A 20,008-nucleotide genomic window follows, 5' to 3' on the forward strand; every position below is an offset into this window, starting at 1 on the left:
GGAATCTCGTGCCGTTCGCCGGCATGAGATTTTTTATTAGAACGGCCCTCGCAGAAAGTTGGAAAAAAATGAACAACAAGAACGAGACGAATTTTCAGAGAAGTATGAAAAGCAGACACCTCTTTATGCTATCACTCGGAGGTGTGATCGGAACGGGGCTGTTTTTAAGCTCTGGGTATACCATTCATCAGGCGGGTCCGGCGGGCACCATTTTCGCTTACCTTTTGGGCGCGGGCATCGTCTATCTTGTCATGCTTTGCCTCGGTGAACTGTCAGTGGCCATGCCGGTGACGGGCGCATTCCACACCTATGCGAAGACCTATATCGGGCCCGCGACGGGCTTTACGGTCGCATGGCTGTACTGGCTGACGTGGGCGGTGGCGCTGGGCTCTGAATTCACGGCGGCCGGGCTCTTCATGCAGCGCTGGTTCCCGCATACTTCAGTTTGGATGTGGAGTGCGGTATTCGCTCTTTTCATCTTTTTATTAAACGCCTTCTCCGTGAAATTTTTTGCTGAATCGGAGTTTTGGTTCTCAAGCATTAAAGTCTTAGCCATCTTACTGTTTATTTTATTGGGCGGAGCGGCGATGTTCGGCCTCGTCCCGATGAAAAGCGGTGAGGCCGCACCTATGCTGTCGAACTTTACGGATGGCGGCAGCCTTTTTCCAAATGGCTTTTTCCCGATACTGATGACGATGCTTTCAGTAAATTTCGCCTTTTCAGGGACGGAATTGATCGGAATCGCCGCCGGGGAAAGCGCCGATCCGGAAAAAACCGTTCCGCGCGCCATTAAGACCACAGTCTGGCGGCTGGCGCTTTTCTTTATCGGAACGATTTTTGTGCTGTCAGGGATGATCTCCATCAAGGAAGCCGGTGTGATTGAAAGCCCGTTTGTCACGGTATTTGACAGAGTCGGCGTGCCTTATGCGGCCGATCTGATGAATTTCGTCATTTTAACGGCGCTTCTGTCCGCGGCCAATTCAGGGCTGTACGCGTCATCACGTATGCTGTGGTCCCTGTCTAAAGAAGGGGAGCTTCATCCCGCCTTTGCCAGGCTGACCTCTAAAGGCATTCCTTTTAACGCTCTGATCTTCAGTATGATCGGCGGCATTCTGTCGTTGTTGTCAAGCGTATTTGCAGCGGATACAGTCTATCTTGTTCTCGTCTCCGTCTCAGGATTTGCGGTAGTGGCTGTGTGGATGAGCATCGCCGCATCGCAATTTTTGTTCAGAAGACGGTTTCTTACAGAAGGGCACCAGCTTTCAGACTTGAAATACAGGACGCCGGGATATCCGGCCGTACCGATAGCGGCCTTTCTCCTGTGCCTCGCCTCCTGTATCGGCATCGCTTTTGATCCGAACCAGGCCATCGCCCTTTATTGCGGAATTGCATTTATGGCCGTTTGCTACACCGCTTATTACTTGAAAAACCGGAAAAGCAGAGCCCGCGTGCAAGCCGTAAAATCCCAATAACCGAAAAAAGAACCCTGCAGCGCAAGGGTTCTTTTTTCATTTATACTTCAACCACCCATCTGAACGAATCCCGCACCTTCCCGACTTGGATGCCGGCAATCGTTTCATAGAGCCTTTCTGACACTTCACCGATCAAACCGTTATTCAGCTCAATCGTTTCTCCGTGAATGTGCAGCGCGCCGACCGGCGAGATGACGGCCGCGGTTCCCGTACCGAATACCTCTGACACCTCGCCTCTCATCGCAGCCTCATAGATGTCATCAATGGCGACCTGTTCTTCTCTGACACGGATGCCCCAGCTTTTTAACAGCTCTATCACAGATGCGCGTGTGATGCCCCCGAGAATGCTTCCGTTTAACGCCGGCGTTACGGCCTCTCCGTTTATGATGAAAAAGATATTCATACTGCCTACCTCTTCGGCATATTTCTTTTCCACTCCGTCGAGCCAAAGCACCTGATCATACCCCAGTTCTTCGGCTTTCCGCTGAGCCTGTAAGCTGGCCGCATAATTTCCGGACGTTTTGACGTCGCCCACTCCGCCGGTGACGGCGCGCACATACTCATCCTCCACATAAATGCGGATCGGTTTCAGCTGATCGCCGTAATACGAACCGACCGGCGTCAAAACAACCATGAACTTGTAACGCTTTGAAGGCCGGACGCCTAAAGAAGGCTCAGTCGCAATCACAAACGGACGGATATATAAAGAGGTTCCTTTTTCTATCGGTATCCATTCCTGCTCCAGCTCCACCAATTGTATCAATGCTTCCAGCGCCAGCTTCTCGTCAAGAGGCGGCATGCTCATCCGCCGTAACGATTTATTCAGCCGTTTTATATTTTGGTCAGGACGGAACATCAACACCCGTCCGTCTTCTGACCTGTAAGCCTTAAGCCCTTCAAATACGGCCTGCCCGTAATGGAAAACCGATGCGGAAGGATCCAGATGGACCGGTTCATAAGGTGTGATTCTCGGATCATGCCACCCTCTCCCCTCTTCGTAATCCATGACAAACATGTAATCTGTGAAGTACTTGCCAAATCCCAATGAAGCGGAATCCGGTTTTTCTTTTCTAGCTGTGACCTTACGTCTTTCAATCAGTTGATTCAACAAAAGCACACCTTTCTTCTAATTGTTTAAATTTTCAGTCTTCTCTGGGCTGCATGTTTTTTCTGTCCCGAATCTTGTATGCACAGATATATGAGAATGCAGTTGACCGTATCATATCAAATATACCACTTATAAGAGGATAATTATCAAAATTTTTAATATTTTCAGCGGAAATCTTTCTTTATTCTTATGCTCCTTCATTTTTTTCAATGAGGACTTTCTGTCATATTCAATGATTGCGCTTACATAATGTAAAGCAATCCTTCCTTTCGCACAGTCAATCATGTGACAAATTTATGGCGGACAGGAAGGTGGTTGCCGCCTGCTTCACGAATTACGTAAGAAATGCGCAAGTAAAAGGGGGATTCGCTTGAAAAAATTTATCGCATTCCAGATTTTGATCGCTTTAGCCATCGGAGCATTGATCGGCCATTTCTTCCCGGATTTCGGGATGGCGCTGCGGCCCGTAGGAGACGGATTTATCCGCCTGATTAAAATGATTGTCGTGCCGATCGTGTTTTCGACCATTGTTATCGGAGCCGCCGGCAGCGGCAGTATGAAAAAAATGGGCAGTCTCGGCATCAAAACGATTATTTGGTTTGAAGTGATTACGACGCTCGTTCTGGCGCTCGGTCTGTTATTGGCGAACGTGCTGAAGCCGGGAGTCGGACTTAACCTCTCTCATCTTGCTAAAAAAGACATTCACGAGCTTTCCGGCTATACGGAAAAAGTAGTCGATCTGAAACAAATGCTTCTTGATATTATCCCCGTTAACATCATTGACGTTATGGCGAAAAATGATCTTCTCGCCGTCATTTTTTTCGCAATCCTATTCGGTGTTGCCGCAGCCGGCATCGGCAAAGCCTCCGCACCTGTCATGAGTTTCTTTGAATCCACGGCAAATATTATGTTCAAACTGACGCAGATGGTGATGGTCACCGCTCCGATCGGCGTTCTCGCCCTGATGGCCGCCTCAGTCGGACAATTCGGAATCGCGCTTTTGCTCCCGATGCTGAAGCTGATCGGCACTGTGTTTCTCGGGCTGTTCCTGATACTCTTCGTTCTGTTTCCGATCGTGGGGCTTATCTTTAAAATCAAGTACTTTGAAGTGCTGAAAATGATTTGGGATCTGTTTTTGATCGCTTTCTCCACGACAAGCACAGAAACCATTCTGCCTCAGCTGATGGATCGGATGGAGAAATATGGCTGTCCGAAGCGGGTCGTCTCCTTTGTGGTTCCGTCAGGTTTATCGCTGAACTGTGACGGCTCCAGCCTCTATTTATCGGTGTCCTGTATTTTCCTGGCGCAGGCGTTTCATGTGGAGATGCCGCTTTCTCAGCAGCTTCTGATGATGCTTGTGCTCGTCATGACAAGCAAAGGCATTGCCGCCGTCCCGTCAGGCTCACTCGTCGTGCTTCTGGCGACAGCGAATGCGGTCGGTCTCCCCGCGGAAGGCGTCGCCATCATTGCCGGTGTCGACCGCGTCATGGACATGGCGCGGACCGGCGTCAACGTGCCCGGCCATGCGGTCGCCTGCATCGTCGTGTCTAAGTGGGAAAAAGCATTCAAATATAAAGGACCCGTCACGGCAGACCAGACCGCACGGACAGAAAGTATGTAAACACAAAAAAGACCACCTCATTGGTGGTCTTTTCTATTAATCAATCGCCGCATGATCCTCTTTTTCAATCAAAGCAAGGCGTTCATTGATTTCTTCCTGAGTCATTTCGTGCTCTTTCACATACATGTTTCGTTCGTTCGTACGGCATTCGTGACTGCAGCTGCGCATGTATTTGTATTCATTCTCAGGTGTGCAGATCATTTTTTTATTACATGCCGGATTTGCGCAGTTCACATAACGCTCGCACGGCTCGCCCGTGAAATAATCTTTTCCGATGATAACGTGCTCTACGCGGTTGACCGGTACGCTGATTCTTTCGTCAAACACATAGCACTGTCCGTCCCACAGCTGCCCTTGCACTTCAGGATCTTTACCGTAAGTGACGATACCGCCGTCAAGCTGGGACACGTCTTCAAATCCCTGCTTCAGCAGCCAGCCGGAAAATTTCTCACAGCGTACGCCGCCTGTGCAGTACGTGAGGATTTTTTTGCCTTCAAGCATGTCTTTGTGTTCTTCAATCCAGTCCGGCAGCTCACGGAACGCCTCAATATCAGGTCTGACCGCTCCGCGGAAATGACCGAGGTCATACTCATAGTCGTTTCTGGCGTCGATCACGATCGTGTCAGGATCCTGCATTTGCTCATAAAAGTCTTTCGGTTTCAAATGCTTGCCCGTCGTGACATTCGGATCAACATCATCTTCGAGACGAAGCGTCACCAGCTCTTTTTTATGGCGCACAAACATTTTGCGGAATGCATGGCCGTCAGCCTCGTCAATTTTAATCGGCATGTCGGCAAAACGCGGATCAGCTTTCAGCGCATTCATGTATTGATCCGTCTGTTCAACCGTTCCGGACACCGTGCCGTTAATGCCTTCCTCAGAAATCAAAATACGGCCTAACAGACCGAGCTCCTTACAAAACTTCAAATGCTGAGCCGTGAACTCCTCAGGCTCATCAATCTTTACATATTTATAATAAAGTAAAACTCTATATTGTTTTTCCATGATTTATACACCCTGTTCAATTATATTAATGATCGCACACTCTACTATATCATACAGGAAAACGGGCGAAAGATGAACATTTCCGTCCGTACTCTTTCTTCCAGTCACGCTTCGCCTTTTAAAACCTGCTGAAAATAAAACCGATACGTATTGCGCAAAAAGGTCTCAAGCGAAAGGCCGGCCGCGGTCTGATACTTGACGATAATAAACGGAAAACGGTCACGGCCTTTTGTCCGCAGAAGATCCGCGCTGTCTTCAGCCAGTTCTGAGATGAGCGCCTCAATGACAGGCTGGCATGCGTCCCGCACGGCTTCAAGAATTTGCTGATCCCCTGTATGCTGGTACTGTTCTATCAGCTTTGCCAAATCCTTTTCTTCCATAATGTTCACTTCCTTACACCATATAAAAAAGAGGAGCAGCTTTTATAAAGCGGACGCCTCCTCCTGTGACTCCGCATAACCGATGATCTGACCGACCTGTAATTCACGGCCTTCAGTCAGGTTATCCGAAGGGGTAAACATATCTTTCTCGAATACTAAAATAACGGTCGATCCAAATGAAAAATAGCCCAGCTCTTCCCCCGTCTCAAGCCTGTTTCCGGTGTTTGTCTGAACGATCGAGTTAATATTCATCGCACCTACCGGAATCATGAGCATCTGCTGGTCAGCACGGGTCAGCTCGTACACATAACGGTAATTTTTTGAGAGCACGTCTTTCCCGTACTTTAACCCCATCGTATTAACGGGATAGGAGCGTTTCCCCAGCTCGGCCAGCTTCTGATACGTGCAGCTGACAGGAGAATGGAAGCGGTGGTAATGTCTCGGGCTCAGGTAAAGCACGGCAAAACACCCGCCGTTATACTTGTGATCGGCGCTTTTAAACCCCGTCAGTTCGGCGAACGAATAATCCTTCCCTTTTACCATGAAAGTTTGATTAGGATTAATCATGCCCACCGTCTGAACGACGCCGTCCACCGGGCTGACGATGGCGTTCTTCTCTTTTGCCACGGGGCGGAGATTCAAATTAATATCACGAATGAAAAATGACGCCAGTGAATCAAAGTCAGAAGCCGTGCGTTCCGTTTCATTCCAGTTAATGCGATAGTGTTTGGAAAACAGCGGAATCATCGGCTTGCTCAGTTTCGATTCACAGAAGTTTTTAATGAGATAAGACGTCAATCGATTATTAGTCAGTTCAATCAATGAACGGTAAAGAACTTTAGCGGCAGTATTAAACATTGATTACTCCTATGAATTTTCCTATAGTAATAAAAATAAAACACCATAAAAACGCTCCGATAGCGGCGAAGCATAAGTAGGTTTTGAATTCCATTCTGCCGATTCCGGAAAAGTAGCAGGTCACGTGTCTGATGCCGGGGATAAAATAACCTAAAATAATGGTGTACGGCCCGTACTTCTTCATCCACCTGTCTACTTTCGCCATCCTCTTTTCCTTCAGGCCGACCCATTTCCCGAACTTATTAATAAACGGGCGGCCGGCTTTTCTGCCGATGAAGTAGCTGATAATCATCCCAAGGAGCGCTCCGATAAAGCTGATCAGAATGGAGAGCCCGTAATTCAGCACGTTTATATGAGCGAAGTAGCCCACAAGCGTCATCATGACTTCATCCGGAATAGGCAATCCGATAATACCGAGTGTCAGCATGAGAAAAATCGCGATATATCCGTAATCGGATATTAATTGCTGAACTAATTCCATCTTCTGCTCTCCAGGTTTTCAGGCGCCTGTTTTTTAAAGTGCGGAAATTTAATGTTGCTGACCATTAAATAACCGAGCGCGATCGTTCCCGCCCCCAGAAGAAAAGCGTTATTGATAAAGCTCAAAATGACAAGACACATACCCGCAAACGGAATCGGCATCCCGATAAACGTCGGCAGCTTGCTTTGTTCAATATTAAATCTGGAAAGACGGATCATCCCGCAGATGCTGTAGGAAAGCGCGATTAAAATTCCGATGAACGGAAGCGTATATAGTGAAACACTGTAAGCGAGCATGGACGGCGCTACGCCGAACGTCACGAGATCAGCAAAAGAGTCAAGCTCTCTTCCCATCTCCGATACCGCGTTCAGCTTACGGGCGGCCAAACCGTCAAAAAAATCAAGGAACATCCCGGTGAAAATAAAGATCACCGCAGAGTGTATATTATGATACAAAAGGGAATGAATCGATAAGAGCCCGCAAATGAAATTTCCAATTGTAATCATACTAGGTATATAATTCACAGTTTACACAAACCTCCAATTAAAACCATATCAAATCGGACTGCGTATGCATAAAGAATACATTTTAAGGAAACATAAAATGAAATTCTTTCAATGCTATCATTCAAATTCTTTTATTATACAGCATTTGGTGTTATTTGAACAATCTAATCTGGTGATTTTTGTTTTTTCGCCGTTCATATTAAGGTAAGCAATCATGGTTTCCTCTATTCCGGATTACCCTGCTTAAATATTCCATGCCGCGATCCGGATTGTCCGTTTATGATGAATGAAAAGCCGTATGATGTATTGTTATTTTCTTATCTGTTAAATGAGAACATTACATATAACGATTGCGGACATAAAAAGTTTCAAGAATTAAAAAACCGGCACAAAACGGCCTCATACATTATCTCACAACCCCGTTTTCCAGTATATAGTCTGTCCAAACAAAAAAGGCGCCTTACCATTACGGTAAAAACGCCTTTTAAGATCATTTTATGTAATTGATAAATGACTGAGTGCTTCGGCCGCTCTTTCTCTGGCCTCTTCAACGGTCTCGGCTGCAGAAAGCGCAACCGCCATACGGCGTCCGACTTTCGTGACGGGTTTACCGAATACGCGGACCTGAGTGCTTTTTACCGCCAAAGCTTTCTCCAAACCTTCAACCGCATAATCAGCAAGCTCTTTTGGCGCCTTCAGCGGACGGCTTGCCCCCGGCGACAGCTGAGTGATTTCCGGAATCGGGAATCCCAATATCGCGCGGACATGCAGCGCAAACTCTGACAAATTTTGCGTCACAAGCGTAACGAGCCCCGTATCATGCGGACGGGGAGACACCTCGCTGAAATATACTTTATCTTCAGTAAGGAAAAGCTCCACCCCGAACAAACCGTATCCGCCGAGCTCATCCGTTATGCTTTTCGCAATGTGTTTCGCCTCTTCAATCTGCTGTTCCGTCATATGATGAGGCTGCCATGATTCAATATAGTCACCGTCTTTTTGTTCATGTCCGATCGGCGCGCAAAAGGACGTACCGTTCGCCGCGCGCACTGTCAAAAGAGTGATTTCTGACTCAAATGGAATGAATTCCTCAACGATGACCCGGCCGTTTTTCACCCGGCCGCCTTCCATTGCCATGTCCCAGCAGCTTTTCAGCCCGGAAGCCGAGCGGCACACGCTTTGCCCTTTTCCGGAAGAGCTCATCAGCGGCTTTACCACGCACGGAAAGCCGATTGTTTCTGCCGCTTCTTTAAATTCTTCATATGTATTCGCGAATTCATAGCCGGCAGTCGGAAGATGAAGCGTCTCTGCCGCAAGCCGTCTGATGCCTTCACGGTCCATCGTCAGCTTTGCCGCACGCGCATTCGGAATGACGTGAAACCCTTCTTCCTCAAGCTTCAGCAGCTCATCCGTCGCAATGGCTTCCACTTCCGGCACGATCAAGTCCGGTTTTTCTTTCTCAATGACTTCTCTGACCTGCGCTTTATCAAGCATATCAATCACATAGCTTTTGTGCGCGGCCTGCATGGCGGGAGCATGCTCATAGCTGTCAACGGCTATAGTGACAACCCCGAGCCGCTGCGCTTCAATGACGACTTCTTTCCCCAGCTCGCCTGATCCTAATAACAACATCTTCTTCGCCTGATACATGTCCTTTGGCCCCTCCCTTTCTATACCCCACTCATTATAACGGAAATATTCAAAAAATAAAGACAAGACAGATTACAAGCTCTATCCTGTCTTTTGTGCTGATTCGAGCGATTCAATCGCCGCTGACACGTCCTTCTCGCAATATTGCCCCATTAAGCATAGCGATTCTTCCGCCCGGCAGGCGTGAGAAGCGATGCGGCGCTTTGCTTCCTCATGGTTGTCAAGAATGCCGAGATCACAGAGGCTGACGGGGAAACCGAGCCGGCGGTAAAACGGAAGCAGCTCTTCAATCTCATGTCTCCGATTCTCAAGCGCGAGCTGCACCAATATGCCGTAAGCAACCTTCTGGCCGTGCAGCACCTGATGTGTCTCCTGAAGAAAACTGAGGCCGTTGTGGACCGCATGCGCCCCTGCCATCCTGCACAAACGGCCGCCATACCCGCCGACCGTTCCCGCAAGCATAATGATCGTTTCCGCCGTATGGATGAACGGCACGGACAGCTCGCCTTTCTCCATGCTTACGACGGCGGCTTCACTGTAACGCAATAACAGATGACGGATATATTCCGCCTGTCTCAGCCCCGCCTGCGCCATCAGCGGCGGCGCCTCCTCCGTATTTCTGATGACCGCCTCGGCCTCATACCATTTCGCCAGCGTATCACCGATCCCGCTTTTCATATATTCAATGGGAGAGGAAAGCAAAAACAGCGGATCAACAAGCGTCAAATAGCTTGAACGCTTATGATAATCCACTCTGATAAAATTGCCGCTCTCATCATACATGACACTTAACGGCGTACTTGCCGCACACGTCCCCGCAATGGAAGGAACCATCACAGCCTCTATATCAAGCCGGTCTGCCGCCGCTTTTGCCAAATCCAAAATCGTGCCGCCTCCGATACCGATGATCACATCCGCATCTTCCGCCTGCTCACAGACCTTATGCACCGCCTCAGGTGAACAGTATCCTTTATGCTGAATCACATCCCAGGAAGAACCGCCGCCGTAATCGGAGAACGCCTGATAGGATTTGATTCCGGTCACAATAACGGGTTTTCTGAATGTCTCCAGCAGCCCCGGAAGCTCTTTTGCGATTCCTTCCTTGCATATGTACTGATTCGGGCCGCTTCGGACGATATCTTCAGGCTTCATTCGAATCTCTCCTTTGGCTGGAATTTATATATATTTTCCCACTTGTCAGAAAATACATCAACCGGAGGTGCGTCAGCGCTTCGCTTCTTCCGCCTCCAAGAACAGCTCATCAAGCCGCTCCAAAGCCTCTGCCTTTTCAAAACTGCTGAACCACAGATCATCATAGGAATCAAGGATGCGGTAATGGTGGGAAATCAAATGCTGCTGCAAGCGGAACTCGCCTTTTTTCTCGATGGCTTTCCACCACACCTTGCCGCCCATCGTCTTCCCCTTCGGCCTGTCAATTGTGCGGTGAGCAACCGTTTCAATGACCTCCAGCGGATCATCTCCTAATACGGATTGCAGTGTTTCACTTGATCTGAAAAGCGCGCAAACCGCCACAACGTGCGGCCATTCCGCAAGCGCCCGCCCTTTCTCAATCTGCACCAGCGACTTTTTAGAAAGGCCGATCACATCCGCCATTTTCTCCTGTGTGTAGCCTCTCTCCGACCGGATTTTCTTCAGCTGGACTGAGACAAGCTCAGTCATATAATCTTGATCCATCTCAACCTCCATATTTATCAATATAGCCATTTTACACCGCGGCACGCCTTTTTTATATCAGAACATTTTCAAACAAATCAAAAGGACCCGGGATTGGCTTATCATTGAAGCGATGTACCTTTCCGCATAATCCAGAATGATGCGGTGAATACAAACGTACGCCCGAAGAGACAGGTGCGGGCTCCCTGGCGGTTGAGCTCCGGAAAAAATAAAAAGCTGCCGCAGCTGCGGCAGCTAAAACATTATAAGCTGAAAATCAAAATTATGAAGCGAATACAATCCAACTCGCACTATAATTGACACGTTTTTTCGAACCTTGATTGACCATTTTAAATCTGTATGAATCTCCTTTTTTTAACGAAGGTGTTTCAAAATAAGTCGTTCCATTTTTCTTTGCATTGGCGGTTTTGATTGTTTTCCAGGCACCTTTGCCGTTGACTTGCTTTTGGACGTATATTTTATACGTGCCCTTCCCTTTACTGTTGGATTTAAAAGTCACGGCTCTCAAGCTGTACTTTTTTGTCGTCTTAGTGAATTTAGGGTGATACGTATTGATCACATAGTTAGTGAAATACCCGCTTTTATAAGTATGAAGCCAGTCTTTAGCCTCTGCTTTTTGCGGAGAAGAAAAACCCATAAAACCAATTCCGCTGATTAAAAGAGTAAAAATAATGATGAGCGACTTAAAAATCTTTTTGCTTTTCATCGAGAAAATCCTTCCTTCCTGTAACTATTTACCCTATTTATGTTAATGACAATATAGCTAACCATAAATCCGTCCAACTAACCATTTTGATTGCAGGAAGAGATGAGAACAGCCCTGAAAATGACTATATGACTAATACTTATGATTCTTGTTATTTTTGATTAAGTGATAAAGTTACTTTAAAGCGCTATCCATTTTGCTGTTTTTGTATCAATTGTCATAGAGAGATCTTTACCTATCAATGCCTCTCTATCGGCGTTTGTATGATGGGGCTGTCCTCGGACAAACTCCTGCGCCCATGACAAACTGTCATACGTTTGCCACCTATGAATGAACGCACACTACACGTAATGGAGGGATTGCAATGGACGAAATGGTCCTGGAAACACAACAATGGCTGAATGAGACGTACAAAGACAGACACGGATACAACAAAGTGCCGGAAAACGGAAAAACGGGCTGGGATACCATTTACGGTCTGACACGGGCGCTTCAAATTGAGCTTGGTATTTCAGAACCTGCCGATAACTTCGGACCGACGACACAAAGATTGTTTAAGCCGTTGAAAAAGCAGGCTCCCGATTCTAAGCCGACAAACATGAATTACATTCTGCAAGGGGCGCTGTGGTGTAAAGGTTTTAACCCCGGCGGATTTTCAGGCGTTTTCTATGAAAATACCGAAAGCGCTGTAAAAGAGTTTCAAAAAGCGGCCGGGCTCACTAAGCAAGACGGCATCGTCACGGCACTCATTATGAAAGCCTTGCTGGATATGAGCGCTTTTCGGTTAGTAGAGGGAGGCGACAAAAGAATCCGCCAAATCCAGCAGAACCTGAACCGGGATTACAATGACTACATCGGCTTGATGCCTTGTGACGGCTTATATGCCCGCGGTACAAACAAGGCTCTCATTTATGCTCTGCAAAAAGAAGAAGGCATGAGCACAAGCGTCGCCAATGGATTTTTCGGAAACGGAACGACCAGCTTATGTCCTACCTTGACTCCCGGCGATTCACGGACAGGCTTTGTTTTGATTGTTCAATACGCGCTTTACTGTAATGGGGAAGCGTTTGATCCCGGTGAATTCGACGGAAAATACGGCGTCGGAGTTGTCTCGGCAGTGAAAGCTTTCCAAAAGTTTATGTGCCTGCCGCAGACTGGTTATGCGGACATGCCGACGATTAAAGCTTTATTATCAAGCTCAGGCGACACAACCCGTGCTGCTTCAGCTTGTGACACCGCTGCCATTTTGACGGCAGATACGGCTAAAACTTTGCGTGAGAATGGCTATAAGATCGTGGGAAGATATCTGACCGGGAATGTGCGGACAAGCAGCGGACTGACATCGAAAGCGTTAACGTCAAAAGAACTTTCCACGATTTTCAATGCCGGCTTAAGCGTATTTCCGATTTATCAGGACGGCGGCTATGAATCTTCTTATTTTGTAAAAGACCAAGGAACGAGAGATGCGTACAGCGCTGCATCAGCCGCCCGAAGATTAGGTTTTCCATCAGGAACGACCATTTACTTTGCCGTCGATTTCGATGCGTATGATTATGAAGTCACAGATAAAATCATCCCTTACTTTCAAGAAATCAAGTCAGCTTTTATGAAAATGCAGGCGTTCTCAACTGCGCCGAAATATGAAATCGGGGTATACGGACCGAGAAACATTTGTATCCGGACGTCAGAAGCAGGTCTGACCAAATATAGCTTTACGGCTAACATGTCGACCGGATTCAGCGGCAACCTCGGATACCCGATGCCGAAAAACTGGGCTTTTGATCAATTTTATGAAGGAACGATCGGAAGCGGAGCGGGAAAAGTCGCCATTGACAAAGACGGATACTCCGGAAAAGACTCGGGTGCAAGCAGCGTCCATCCGCCTTCTGATCCTGTGTATGATGCAAGACTAAACACATTAACCAATATTCTGTCAACAATTCCAGCATTGGAAAATTCATCTGGTCTGGCCAATATGATGTTCGAATTCGGTACAACCGAAACCATTTTAGCCTCTCCAACTTTAGATATCTTATTGTCTACTTCAATTCTGTATACGATCCCAAGTGAGGGGTCTGCTAATACAATGACAATAACGAATGGAAAGCCCGGGGCTTATGTTACTGGTTTACTGGGAGATACACAAACAATACTTACGGCTTCAGACATCCGTTCTTATCAAAATTTATTAGACAATCTGAGCCTATCTGTAAGAAACGGTTATCTGGAAATGGCAGTGACCCCATCTGCTCAATCATTAGATGTTTCAATTAAAATCTATACACCTGACATTCCAGTTGCCGATGGGTCCACAACTGGACTTACGACCATGTTTACGTTTAGAATTAAAACGTATAAAGGTGTACCGGTTTCAGCTGCAGAAAGTGAATTAGCGAAGGACTGGGATCTTCTCCCTTCAGGCCTCGTTATTGTTGCAGGGGTGTCTGCTTTCTATTTCTCCTCTAAGATCCTTACTGTTGAAAAACCGACCGAGAATAAAACAGTAGAAGCGGTAACTGAATTCGCCGCAGTTTTACTAGCCCTTTACGCTTATATGACTGATCTCTACTAATCAAAGAAAAACTGCATGAATATCTTATTCATGCAGTTTTATTCCTATTATTTTTTTGGAGGTTTCACTCATTGAATGAAAATCAATCCGCATTTAACACAGCAAAGCAAACTGCACAAAGATTGTTAAAATGTAAGAATGAACAAGAAATGATGGACTTTTTAGCTGAACAGGATGTACATACGCTCAGTCTTTTAAAGTACTATTACTCTGCTCCGGCTCTTCCTTTTCAAATGCTCATGAAGATTGCTTTTTGCTGTATAGTGATAGCGTTGATCTTCACTTCATTCTTGTTTATTCAAGTCAAAACACTCATACCTGTTCCCATTTTATCTGATCTGTTGCCGGCAGTGTTTTCACTGTTTACAATCGGATGTATTGTCGCGTTTTATATGTTTTTTTCGCGCGAAAAGAAAGACCGGTTACCTGACAGCCGCTTAAGAAGAAACACTTACTCCTTCCGGGTTATAAATATGATAAATACAAATCTGGAAAAGAAATATCGTACACTGGCTTCTTTAGCGGGCGGTAAACAAAGTGATGATACACTCGACGAAAGCATGAAGCAGATTAGCTCTTGTAAAAATGATGAAGAACTGATGAAATGTCTTGAAGAACAAGATACTGAGAAGTTATTCAAGCTGAAAAATCAGTTTTCCAAACCTGACTCCTCATTATTTGATTTTATGAAATGGATTTTTATCGGAAGCGTTATTGCTATGTTTCTGACTGCACTTTTCTCAGGTCAAGTCAGCTATGTTCATGTTCCCCGCCTGCTTCCGTATCTCCTGCTTTTTTTATTCGCCAGGGGCTTAATATATCTAATAAAACTGCTGAAACTGTACCAAAAAGGGCCTTTGCACTCCATTCCTCACTTTACAAAGAACGCTGAAAACACCCGTATCACCGGAATGATAGACTTTGTCCTCGAACAACGATACAAAGACATGATCAGTTAAAAACCCCTCTGCTTAAGGGGTTTTTTATTATGCAATCCTTTCACCCCCCTTATCAAAAAAGGCTCTTCCTCTTTGGAAATAACCGGAACACCCAATTTCGTTTTCAATATAATGAGGTAGTGGATCTGCAAAGAAAGAAGGGCGACATGATGGGTATCATTAATGGCAAAATGTTCATTGACCGATTAAATCAGCTTGGAAATGAGATTTGGCTCGATGGTGAAAAGATCGAGGGACAGATTTCTGAACATCCCGCATTTAAGGGCCTTCTGGAAACGAAGCGCTCTCTTTATGATTTGCAAACGAAACCGGACATGAAAGATCAAATGACTTACAGTCTTCCCGGTAAAAAAGAACGGGCCGGGCTTTCATACCTGCAGCCGAAAACGAAAGAAGACGTAAAAAGAAGAAGAAACATGTTCGAACATTGGGCCAGACACACGCACGGAATGATGGGACGAAGCCCGGATTATATGAATACCGTGCTGATGAGCTTCGCCTCCTCCGCCGCGCTTTTGAAAGACCGCGAGCATTGTTTTCCGGAACATGTTCAAGCGCTGTACGAACGCGCTGCTGCTCAGGATCTTTCTTTTACGCACACGTTTATCACCCCTCAGGTGAATCGTTCACAAATGGGTGTAAACGTATCGCCGACACCTATCTCGGCAAAAGTCGTCGATAAAAATGAAAAAGGCCTCATCATACACGGCGCCCGGATTTTAGCCACACAAGGCGGCCTGACGGATGAAGTGCTCGTGGTTTCTCTGCCTAAAATGTATTTTGAATCGGATGAAGCGTTCGCTTTTTCAATCCCTTCCAATACAAAGGGAGTAAAATTCATCTGCAGGGAATCTTTCGTACTCGGAAAATCAGCGTTTGATTATCCGCTCAGCTCAAGATATGAAGAAATGGATTCTATCGTTGTATTTGATCACGTTTTGGTCCCTTGGGAACGCGTATTTTTTTATAATAATTACGAGGCGGCTTTTGATTTTAATATGAAAAGTTCTTTTAACGCCTTCGCATTTCATCAAGTTATCACGAGACAAATTGTAAAGACGGAGTTTCTCCTGGGTCTCGCCCAAACGCTTGTCGAAGCGATAGATGTGGGCGAATATCAGCATATTCAGGCTAAGATGGCTGAAATCATCACCGGTCTGGAAACGATGAAAGCCCTTTTGGAAAAATCGGAGAATGATGCGGAAACAGATGAATGGGGTTATATGCGTCCGAGTGTCACTCCGCTTCGTGTGGTCAGCGCGATTTTTCCCGACATTTACCCGCGCTTCACGGAAATCATTCAGCTGATCGGAGCAAGCGGAATGGTAACTTTGCCGACTGAAAAATCGTTCAAATCGGACATCAGAGGAGACCTTGACCAATATTTGCAGGCGGCCGAATTGAACGCTGAGGACCGGGTAAAAGTGTTCCGCCTCGCATGGGATTTGACCATGAGCCCCTTCGGAACAAGACAGACACAATATGAGCGGTACTTCTTCGGTGACCCCGTCCGCTTAACCAGCCATCTGTACAGAAGCTATCCGAAAGAAGAACAGACCGCGGTCATCAAGGAATTCCTGCACATTCATAAATAAAACAAAGCAGAGAGCGCATCTCTGCTTATGATAGCTGGATCGGCTGGCGCCGATCCTATTTTTTATTTTGGCTGATCACCACCATCGTAATATGCGATAACGCGAAAGAGACAAGCGTATACACAACGGCCCACCCGATAAACGAGAAATTCAATACGGCAAATGTGCATATAAGGCAAACGGCTAAAGCGGCAGCCGGCATAATGAACGCGTTTTTAAACAAATACGTTCCGGCGACTGACAAGATGATGATACAAAGCGGCAGAACACCGAACGCAAAATCCAATTCATCAATCAACAGATGCACTCCCTTCGCTTTTCTTAGTTCGGCCTAACACATCTTATGCCTGAGTACAAAATCGAGTACTTCAAATCTTTCGCGCTCCGGCTGATATTCCCTCCGGTTATTTATTCAAAAAAATGAAAACTTTCCTTAAAGCGTTTACATTCACGTCAGACTGTGATAATTTAAGAAAGCGCTATCATACACAAGTTAATGATTTTTGGATGGAGATGAGGAGAACCAGGAAACCCCGCCCTTTCACAAGGGTGATTTCTGGTTCTTTTTGTCATTTTCAAGGAAAGGAGTCATACATACATCATGATAGACGTTCAGCAAAGGGGAGGATATGATGTTTCAATTGTTCAAGCCGGCTCCGCATATTGAGAGATTGGATGATTCAAAGACGGATGCGGCCTATAAACGGCTCAGGCTGCAAGTATTTTTGGGGATTTTCATCGGGTATGCCGGGTATTATTTGCTTCGCAAAAACTTTGCCTTCGCTATTCCTTATTTTCAGGAACAAGGGTTTTCAAAAGGGGAACTCGGCTTGGTGCTTGCGGCCGTATCAATCGCTTACGGCTTCAGTAAATTTATTATGGGGATGGTGTCTGACCGCTGCAACCCGAGGTATTTCCTTGCGACAGGTCTGTTTTTGTCAGGTGTCGTAAACATTTTATTTGTTTCCATGCCATGGGTCACGTCAAGCGTGACGATTATGTTCATTTTTATGTTTATTAACGGATGGTTTCAAGGAATGGGCTGGCCGCCTTGCGGACGAACGATGGCTCATTGGTTTTCCATCAGTGAACGCGGCACGAAAATGTCGATATGGAATGTCGCCCATAACATAGGCGGAGGTATTCTCGCCCCGCTCGTGACTCTCGGCATCGCCATGTTTGTTACTTGGAAAAGCGTGTTTTTCTTTCCGGCGATTATCGCCATCGTCATTTCATTTGTGATTGTTCTTCTCGTTCGGGACACGCCGCAATCCTGCGGGCTTCCGCCGATTGAAGAATACCGGAATGACTATCCGAAACATGCGTTCAAAGACCAGGAAAAAGAGATGACGACCAAAGAAATTCTTTTCAAATACGTGCTGAATAATAAATTTCTGTGGTATATCGCATTTGCCAATGTCTTTGTTTACTTCGTACGGTACGGTGTCGTTGACTGGGCGCCGACTTATTTGACGGAAGCGAAAGGATTCTCTCCTGAAGATTCCAGATGGTCTTATTTCCTTTATGAATATGCGGGAATCCCGGGAACGATTTTGTGCGGCTGGATCAGCGACCGGTTTTTCAAAAGCCGCCGCGCGCCGGCAGGCGTACTGTTCATGGCCGGCGTATTTATCGCTGTATTGGTCTACTGGCTTAACCCTGCCGGTCATCCGCTCATCGATAATATCGCGCTGATCAGCATCGGCTTCTTAATCTATGGACCTGTCATGCTGATCGGGCTTCAGGCCATTGACCTTGCGCCTAAAAAAGCGGCGGGAACGGCAGCCGGCTTAACCGGGTTTTTCGGCTACATCGGAGGCTCTGCTTTCGCCAACGCCATCATGGGTTATGTCGTAGACCGCTTTGACTGGAACGGCGGATTTATCATGCTTATCTCCTCATGCGTGCTGTCCATCGTCTTCTTGGCTATGACGTGGAATACGGGCAAGCGGGCGGAGCATGCGTAAGAAAACAACATAAAAGATTAATATTTTTGCAGTACAGGATTTACAACTATCTTCTACGCTAGAGACAGATATTGATTTTTTTAAGGGGGAAGAAAACATGCGGAAACATAAGTTGTTTGCTTTGGTATTGCTTTCATTCGGTTTATTGTCATTCATCGTCACGCCTGTATCAGCAGCGGGAAAAGGAAACCTCTTGTCTCCTGACAGAATTTTGACCATTGCCCATCGCGGTGCTTCGGGGTATGTCCCGGAGCACACGATCCTTTCTTATGAAACTGCGCAAAAAATGAAGGCTGACTATATTGAGTTGGATTTACAAATGACAAAAGACGGCAAGCTGATCGTCATGCATGATGAAAAATTGGACCGCACCACAAACGGACAAGGCTGGGTGAAGGATCATACATTAGCCGAGATTCAAAAGCTCGACGCCGGCTCTTGGTTCAATAAGGCCTATCCGGAAAAAGCAAAACCGCAATACGCCGGACTTCGCGTTCCCACACTTGATGATGTGTTAAAACGGTTCGGCAGACATGCAAACTATTATATTGAAACAAAGGCGCCCGAAACATATCCGGGTATGGAAGAAAAACTGATCGCTTCACTGAAAAAATACAAATTGGCAGGTAAGCATGCGAAACTTGGACAAGTTATCATTCAGTCTTTCAGCAGGGACAGCCTTCTGAAAATCAAACAGCTCGATCCGAAACTTCCCGCCGTCCAATTGCTTGAAGCGGAACAGATGACGTCAATGACTGACGCAGATTTAACGGACATTAAAACATATGCCGTCGGAATCGGACCGGATTACAAAGCGCTGAACGCTCAAAGTGTCCGAAACATTCGCAGCCACGGCCTTCTGCTTCATCCTTACACCGTAAACAGCGAGGCGGACATGCGCCGTCTGCTGAATTGGGGCGTAACCGGTGTGTTTACCAACTATGCGGATATATTTCAAAAGGTTAAAAAAGAATACAAATCATAAAGCCAGCATGGGTTCGGAGATGATGCCGAACCCGTGTTTTTTTGCCCGATAATGCAAACGCATCATGGGTTATGTAGCGGGCGGAGCATATTATTAAAAGGCTGAGACTCACCTTAATTGTAAAAAGGTATCACTGTAATGATGAATTACTTGTGATACCTTTTTAAACAAAAGGATATAATTATTTATTTCTATTATCTATTTTCTTTCTTATACTATTTGTAATAGACGATAATACAAGTGATACTAAACCATAGACAACCACCCATCCCCAGAAGGATAGATTAAAAACAGTGAACATTAATATGACTGAAACAACTATACTGACAAGCGGCATTATATACACTTTTTTGAAAATATAAGTGAATATAATCGATAAGACGATAATAGAAAGTGGTAAAATACCAAAAGCAAGATCTAGCTCATCCATTATTATTCTCCTTTGTGA

The 20,008-nt window shown here is 46.1% G+C and carries 19 protein-coding genes; 7 read left to right on the forward strand and 12 right to left on the reverse strand.

Annotated features, from left to right (window positions below):
- Positions 1-68: 68 nt before the first annotated feature.
- Positions 69-1,472: an amino acid permease gene (locus tag OVA33_RS03105; protein ID WP_162886252.1), complete on the forward strand. Its 1,404-nt coding sequence runs from the start codon at positions 69-71 to the stop codon at positions 1,470-1,472.
- Positions 1,473-1,512: 40 nt separating this feature from the next.
- On the opposite strand, the gene OVA33_RS03110 is transcribed toward OVA33_RS03105, so the two are convergent.
- A complete protein-coding gene (locus OVA33_RS03110; protein WP_041481818.1) occupies positions 1,513-2,580 on the reverse strand; it encodes a branched-chain amino acid aminotransferase in 1,068 nt (355 codons plus the stop codon).
- 370 nt (positions 2,581-2,950) lie between these two features.
- On the opposite strand from OVA33_RS03110, the gene gltP reads away from it, so the two are divergent.
- Positions 2,951-4,201, forward strand: coding sequence for a glutamate-aspartate/proton symporter GltP (gene gltP, locus OVA33_RS03115; protein ID WP_007409006.1), 1,251 nt, complete (start codon positions 2,951-2,953; stop codon positions 4,199-4,201).
- 36 nt (positions 4,202-4,237) lie between these two features.
- On the opposite strand, the gene trhO is transcribed toward gltP, so the two are convergent.
- The 9 genes from trhO to OVA33_RS03160 form a co-directional block, all read right to left on the reverse strand.
- Complete coding sequence (gene trhO / locus OVA33_RS03120; RefSeq protein ID WP_025853808.1) at positions 4,238-5,206, reverse strand: oxygen-dependent tRNA uridine(34) hydroxylase TrhO; 969 nt, start codon at positions 5,204-5,206, stop codon at positions 4,238-4,240.
- Positions 5,207-5,310: 104 nt separating this feature from the next.
- Positions 5,311-5,586 carry a hypothetical protein gene (locus OVA33_RS03125; RefSeq protein ID WP_025650173.1) on the reverse strand — a complete coding sequence of 92 codons (276 nt, stop codon included), beginning with the start codon at positions 5,584-5,586 and terminating at the stop codon, positions 5,311-5,313.
- A 42-nt stretch (positions 5,587-5,628) separates the two neighbouring features.
- The gene (locus tag OVA33_RS03130; RefSeq protein ID WP_015239079.1) at positions 5,629-6,444 is read right to left on the reverse strand and encodes a phosphatidylserine decarboxylase; all 816 of its coding nucleotides are present in this window, start codon (positions 6,442-6,444) and stop codon (positions 5,629-5,631) included.
- Positions 6,437-6,925: a DedA family protein gene (locus tag OVA33_RS03135; protein ID WP_025650172.1), complete on the reverse strand. Its 489-nt coding sequence runs from the start codon at positions 6,923-6,925 to the stop codon at positions 6,437-6,439. Before OVA33_RS03135 ends, OVA33_RS03130 begins: the two co-directional genes overlap by 8 nt.
- Positions 6,916-7,449 carry a CDP-diacylglycerol--serine O-phosphatidyltransferase gene (pssA, locus tag OVA33_RS03140; protein WP_003156712.1) on the reverse strand — a complete coding sequence of 178 codons (534 nt, stop codon included), beginning with the start codon at positions 7,447-7,449 and terminating at the stop codon, positions 6,916-6,918. The genes OVA33_RS03135 and pssA overlap by 10 nt, the downstream gene beginning before the upstream one ends.
- 477 nt (positions 7,450-7,926) lie before the next feature.
- Positions 7,927-9,081, reverse strand: coding sequence for a phosphoribosylglycinamide formyltransferase 2 (gene purT / locus OVA33_RS03145; RefSeq protein ID WP_017419324.1), 1,155 nt, complete (start codon positions 9,079-9,081; stop codon positions 7,927-7,929).
- Between the two features lie 81 nt (positions 9,082-9,162).
- Positions 9,163-10,233: an iron-containing alcohol dehydrogenase family protein gene (locus OVA33_RS03150; RefSeq protein ID WP_063636923.1), complete on the reverse strand. Its 1,071-nt coding sequence runs from the start codon at positions 10,231-10,233 to the stop codon at positions 9,163-9,165.
- A gap of 72 nt (positions 10,234-10,305) precedes the next feature.
- On the reverse strand, positions 10,306-10,776 hold the full coding sequence (locus OVA33_RS03155) for a helix-turn-helix transcriptional regulator (RefSeq protein ID WP_003156718.1): 471 nt from the start codon (positions 10,774-10,776) through the stop codon (positions 10,306-10,308).
- 262 nt (positions 10,777-11,038) lie between these two features.
- Positions 11,039-11,482 (reverse strand): hypothetical protein, encoded by a 444-nt coding sequence (locus OVA33_RS03160; protein ID WP_017419322.1) that lies wholly within the window; start codon positions 11,480-11,482, stop codon positions 11,039-11,041.
- Positions 11,483-11,846: 364 nt separating this feature from the next.
- On the opposite strand from OVA33_RS03160, the gene OVA33_RS03165 reads away from it, so the two are divergent.
- The 3 genes from OVA33_RS03165 to hpaB all read left to right on the forward strand — a co-directional run bounded on the left by OVA33_RS03165 (position 11,847) and on the right by hpaB (position 16,608).
- Positions 11,847-14,054 (forward strand): glycoside hydrolase domain-containing protein, encoded by a 2,208-nt coding sequence (locus OVA33_RS03165; protein ID WP_017419321.1) that lies wholly within the window; start codon positions 11,847-11,849, stop codon positions 14,052-14,054.
- Positions 14,055-14,527: 473 nt separating this feature from the next.
- Complete coding sequence (locus OVA33_RS03170; protein WP_236830003.1) at positions 14,528-15,013, forward strand: hypothetical protein; 486 nt, start codon at positions 14,528-14,530, stop codon at positions 15,011-15,013.
- Positions 15,014-15,162: 149 nt separating this feature from the next.
- Positions 15,163-16,608, forward strand: coding sequence for a 4-hydroxyphenylacetate 3-monooxygenase, oxygenase component (hpaB, locus tag OVA33_RS03175; protein WP_025650168.1), 1,446 nt, complete (start codon positions 15,163-15,165; stop codon positions 16,606-16,608).
- A 55-nt stretch (positions 16,609-16,663) separates the two neighbouring features.
- Here hpaB and OVA33_RS03180 read toward each other — a convergent pair whose 3' ends face one another.
- The gene (locus OVA33_RS03180; protein WP_128974172.1) at positions 16,664-16,906 is read right to left on the reverse strand and encodes a DUF2651 family protein; all 243 of its coding nucleotides are present in this window, start codon (positions 16,904-16,906) and stop codon (positions 16,664-16,666) included.
- 334 nt (positions 16,907-17,240) lie between these two features.
- On the opposite strand from OVA33_RS03180, the gene glpT reads away from it, so the two are divergent.
- The gene (gene glpT / locus OVA33_RS03185) at positions 17,241-18,575 is read left to right on the forward strand and encodes a glycerol-3-phosphate transporter (protein WP_063636927.1); all 1,335 of its coding nucleotides are present in this window, start codon (positions 17,241-17,243) and stop codon (positions 18,573-18,575) included.
- 97 nt (positions 18,576-18,672) lie between these two features.
- The gene (locus OVA33_RS03190; protein WP_017419318.1) at positions 18,673-19,560 is read left to right on the forward strand and encodes a glycerophosphodiester phosphodiesterase; all 888 of its coding nucleotides are present in this window, start codon (positions 18,673-18,675) and stop codon (positions 19,558-19,560) included.
- 181 nt (positions 19,561-19,741) lie between these two features.
- Here OVA33_RS03190 and OVA33_RS03195 read toward each other — a convergent pair whose 3' ends face one another.
- Positions 19,742-19,990: a DUF2651 family protein gene (locus OVA33_RS03195; protein WP_014720665.1), complete on the reverse strand. Its 249-nt coding sequence runs from the start codon at positions 19,988-19,990 to the stop codon at positions 19,742-19,744.
- Between the last annotated feature and the right edge of the window lie 18 nt (positions 19,991-20,008).

Origin of the sequence: Bacillus sp. KICET-1, from assembly GCF_027721405.1 — a bacterium.
Taxonomy (GTDB): Bacteria; Bacillota; Bacilli; order Bacillales; family Bacillaceae; genus Bacillus; species Bacillus velezensis.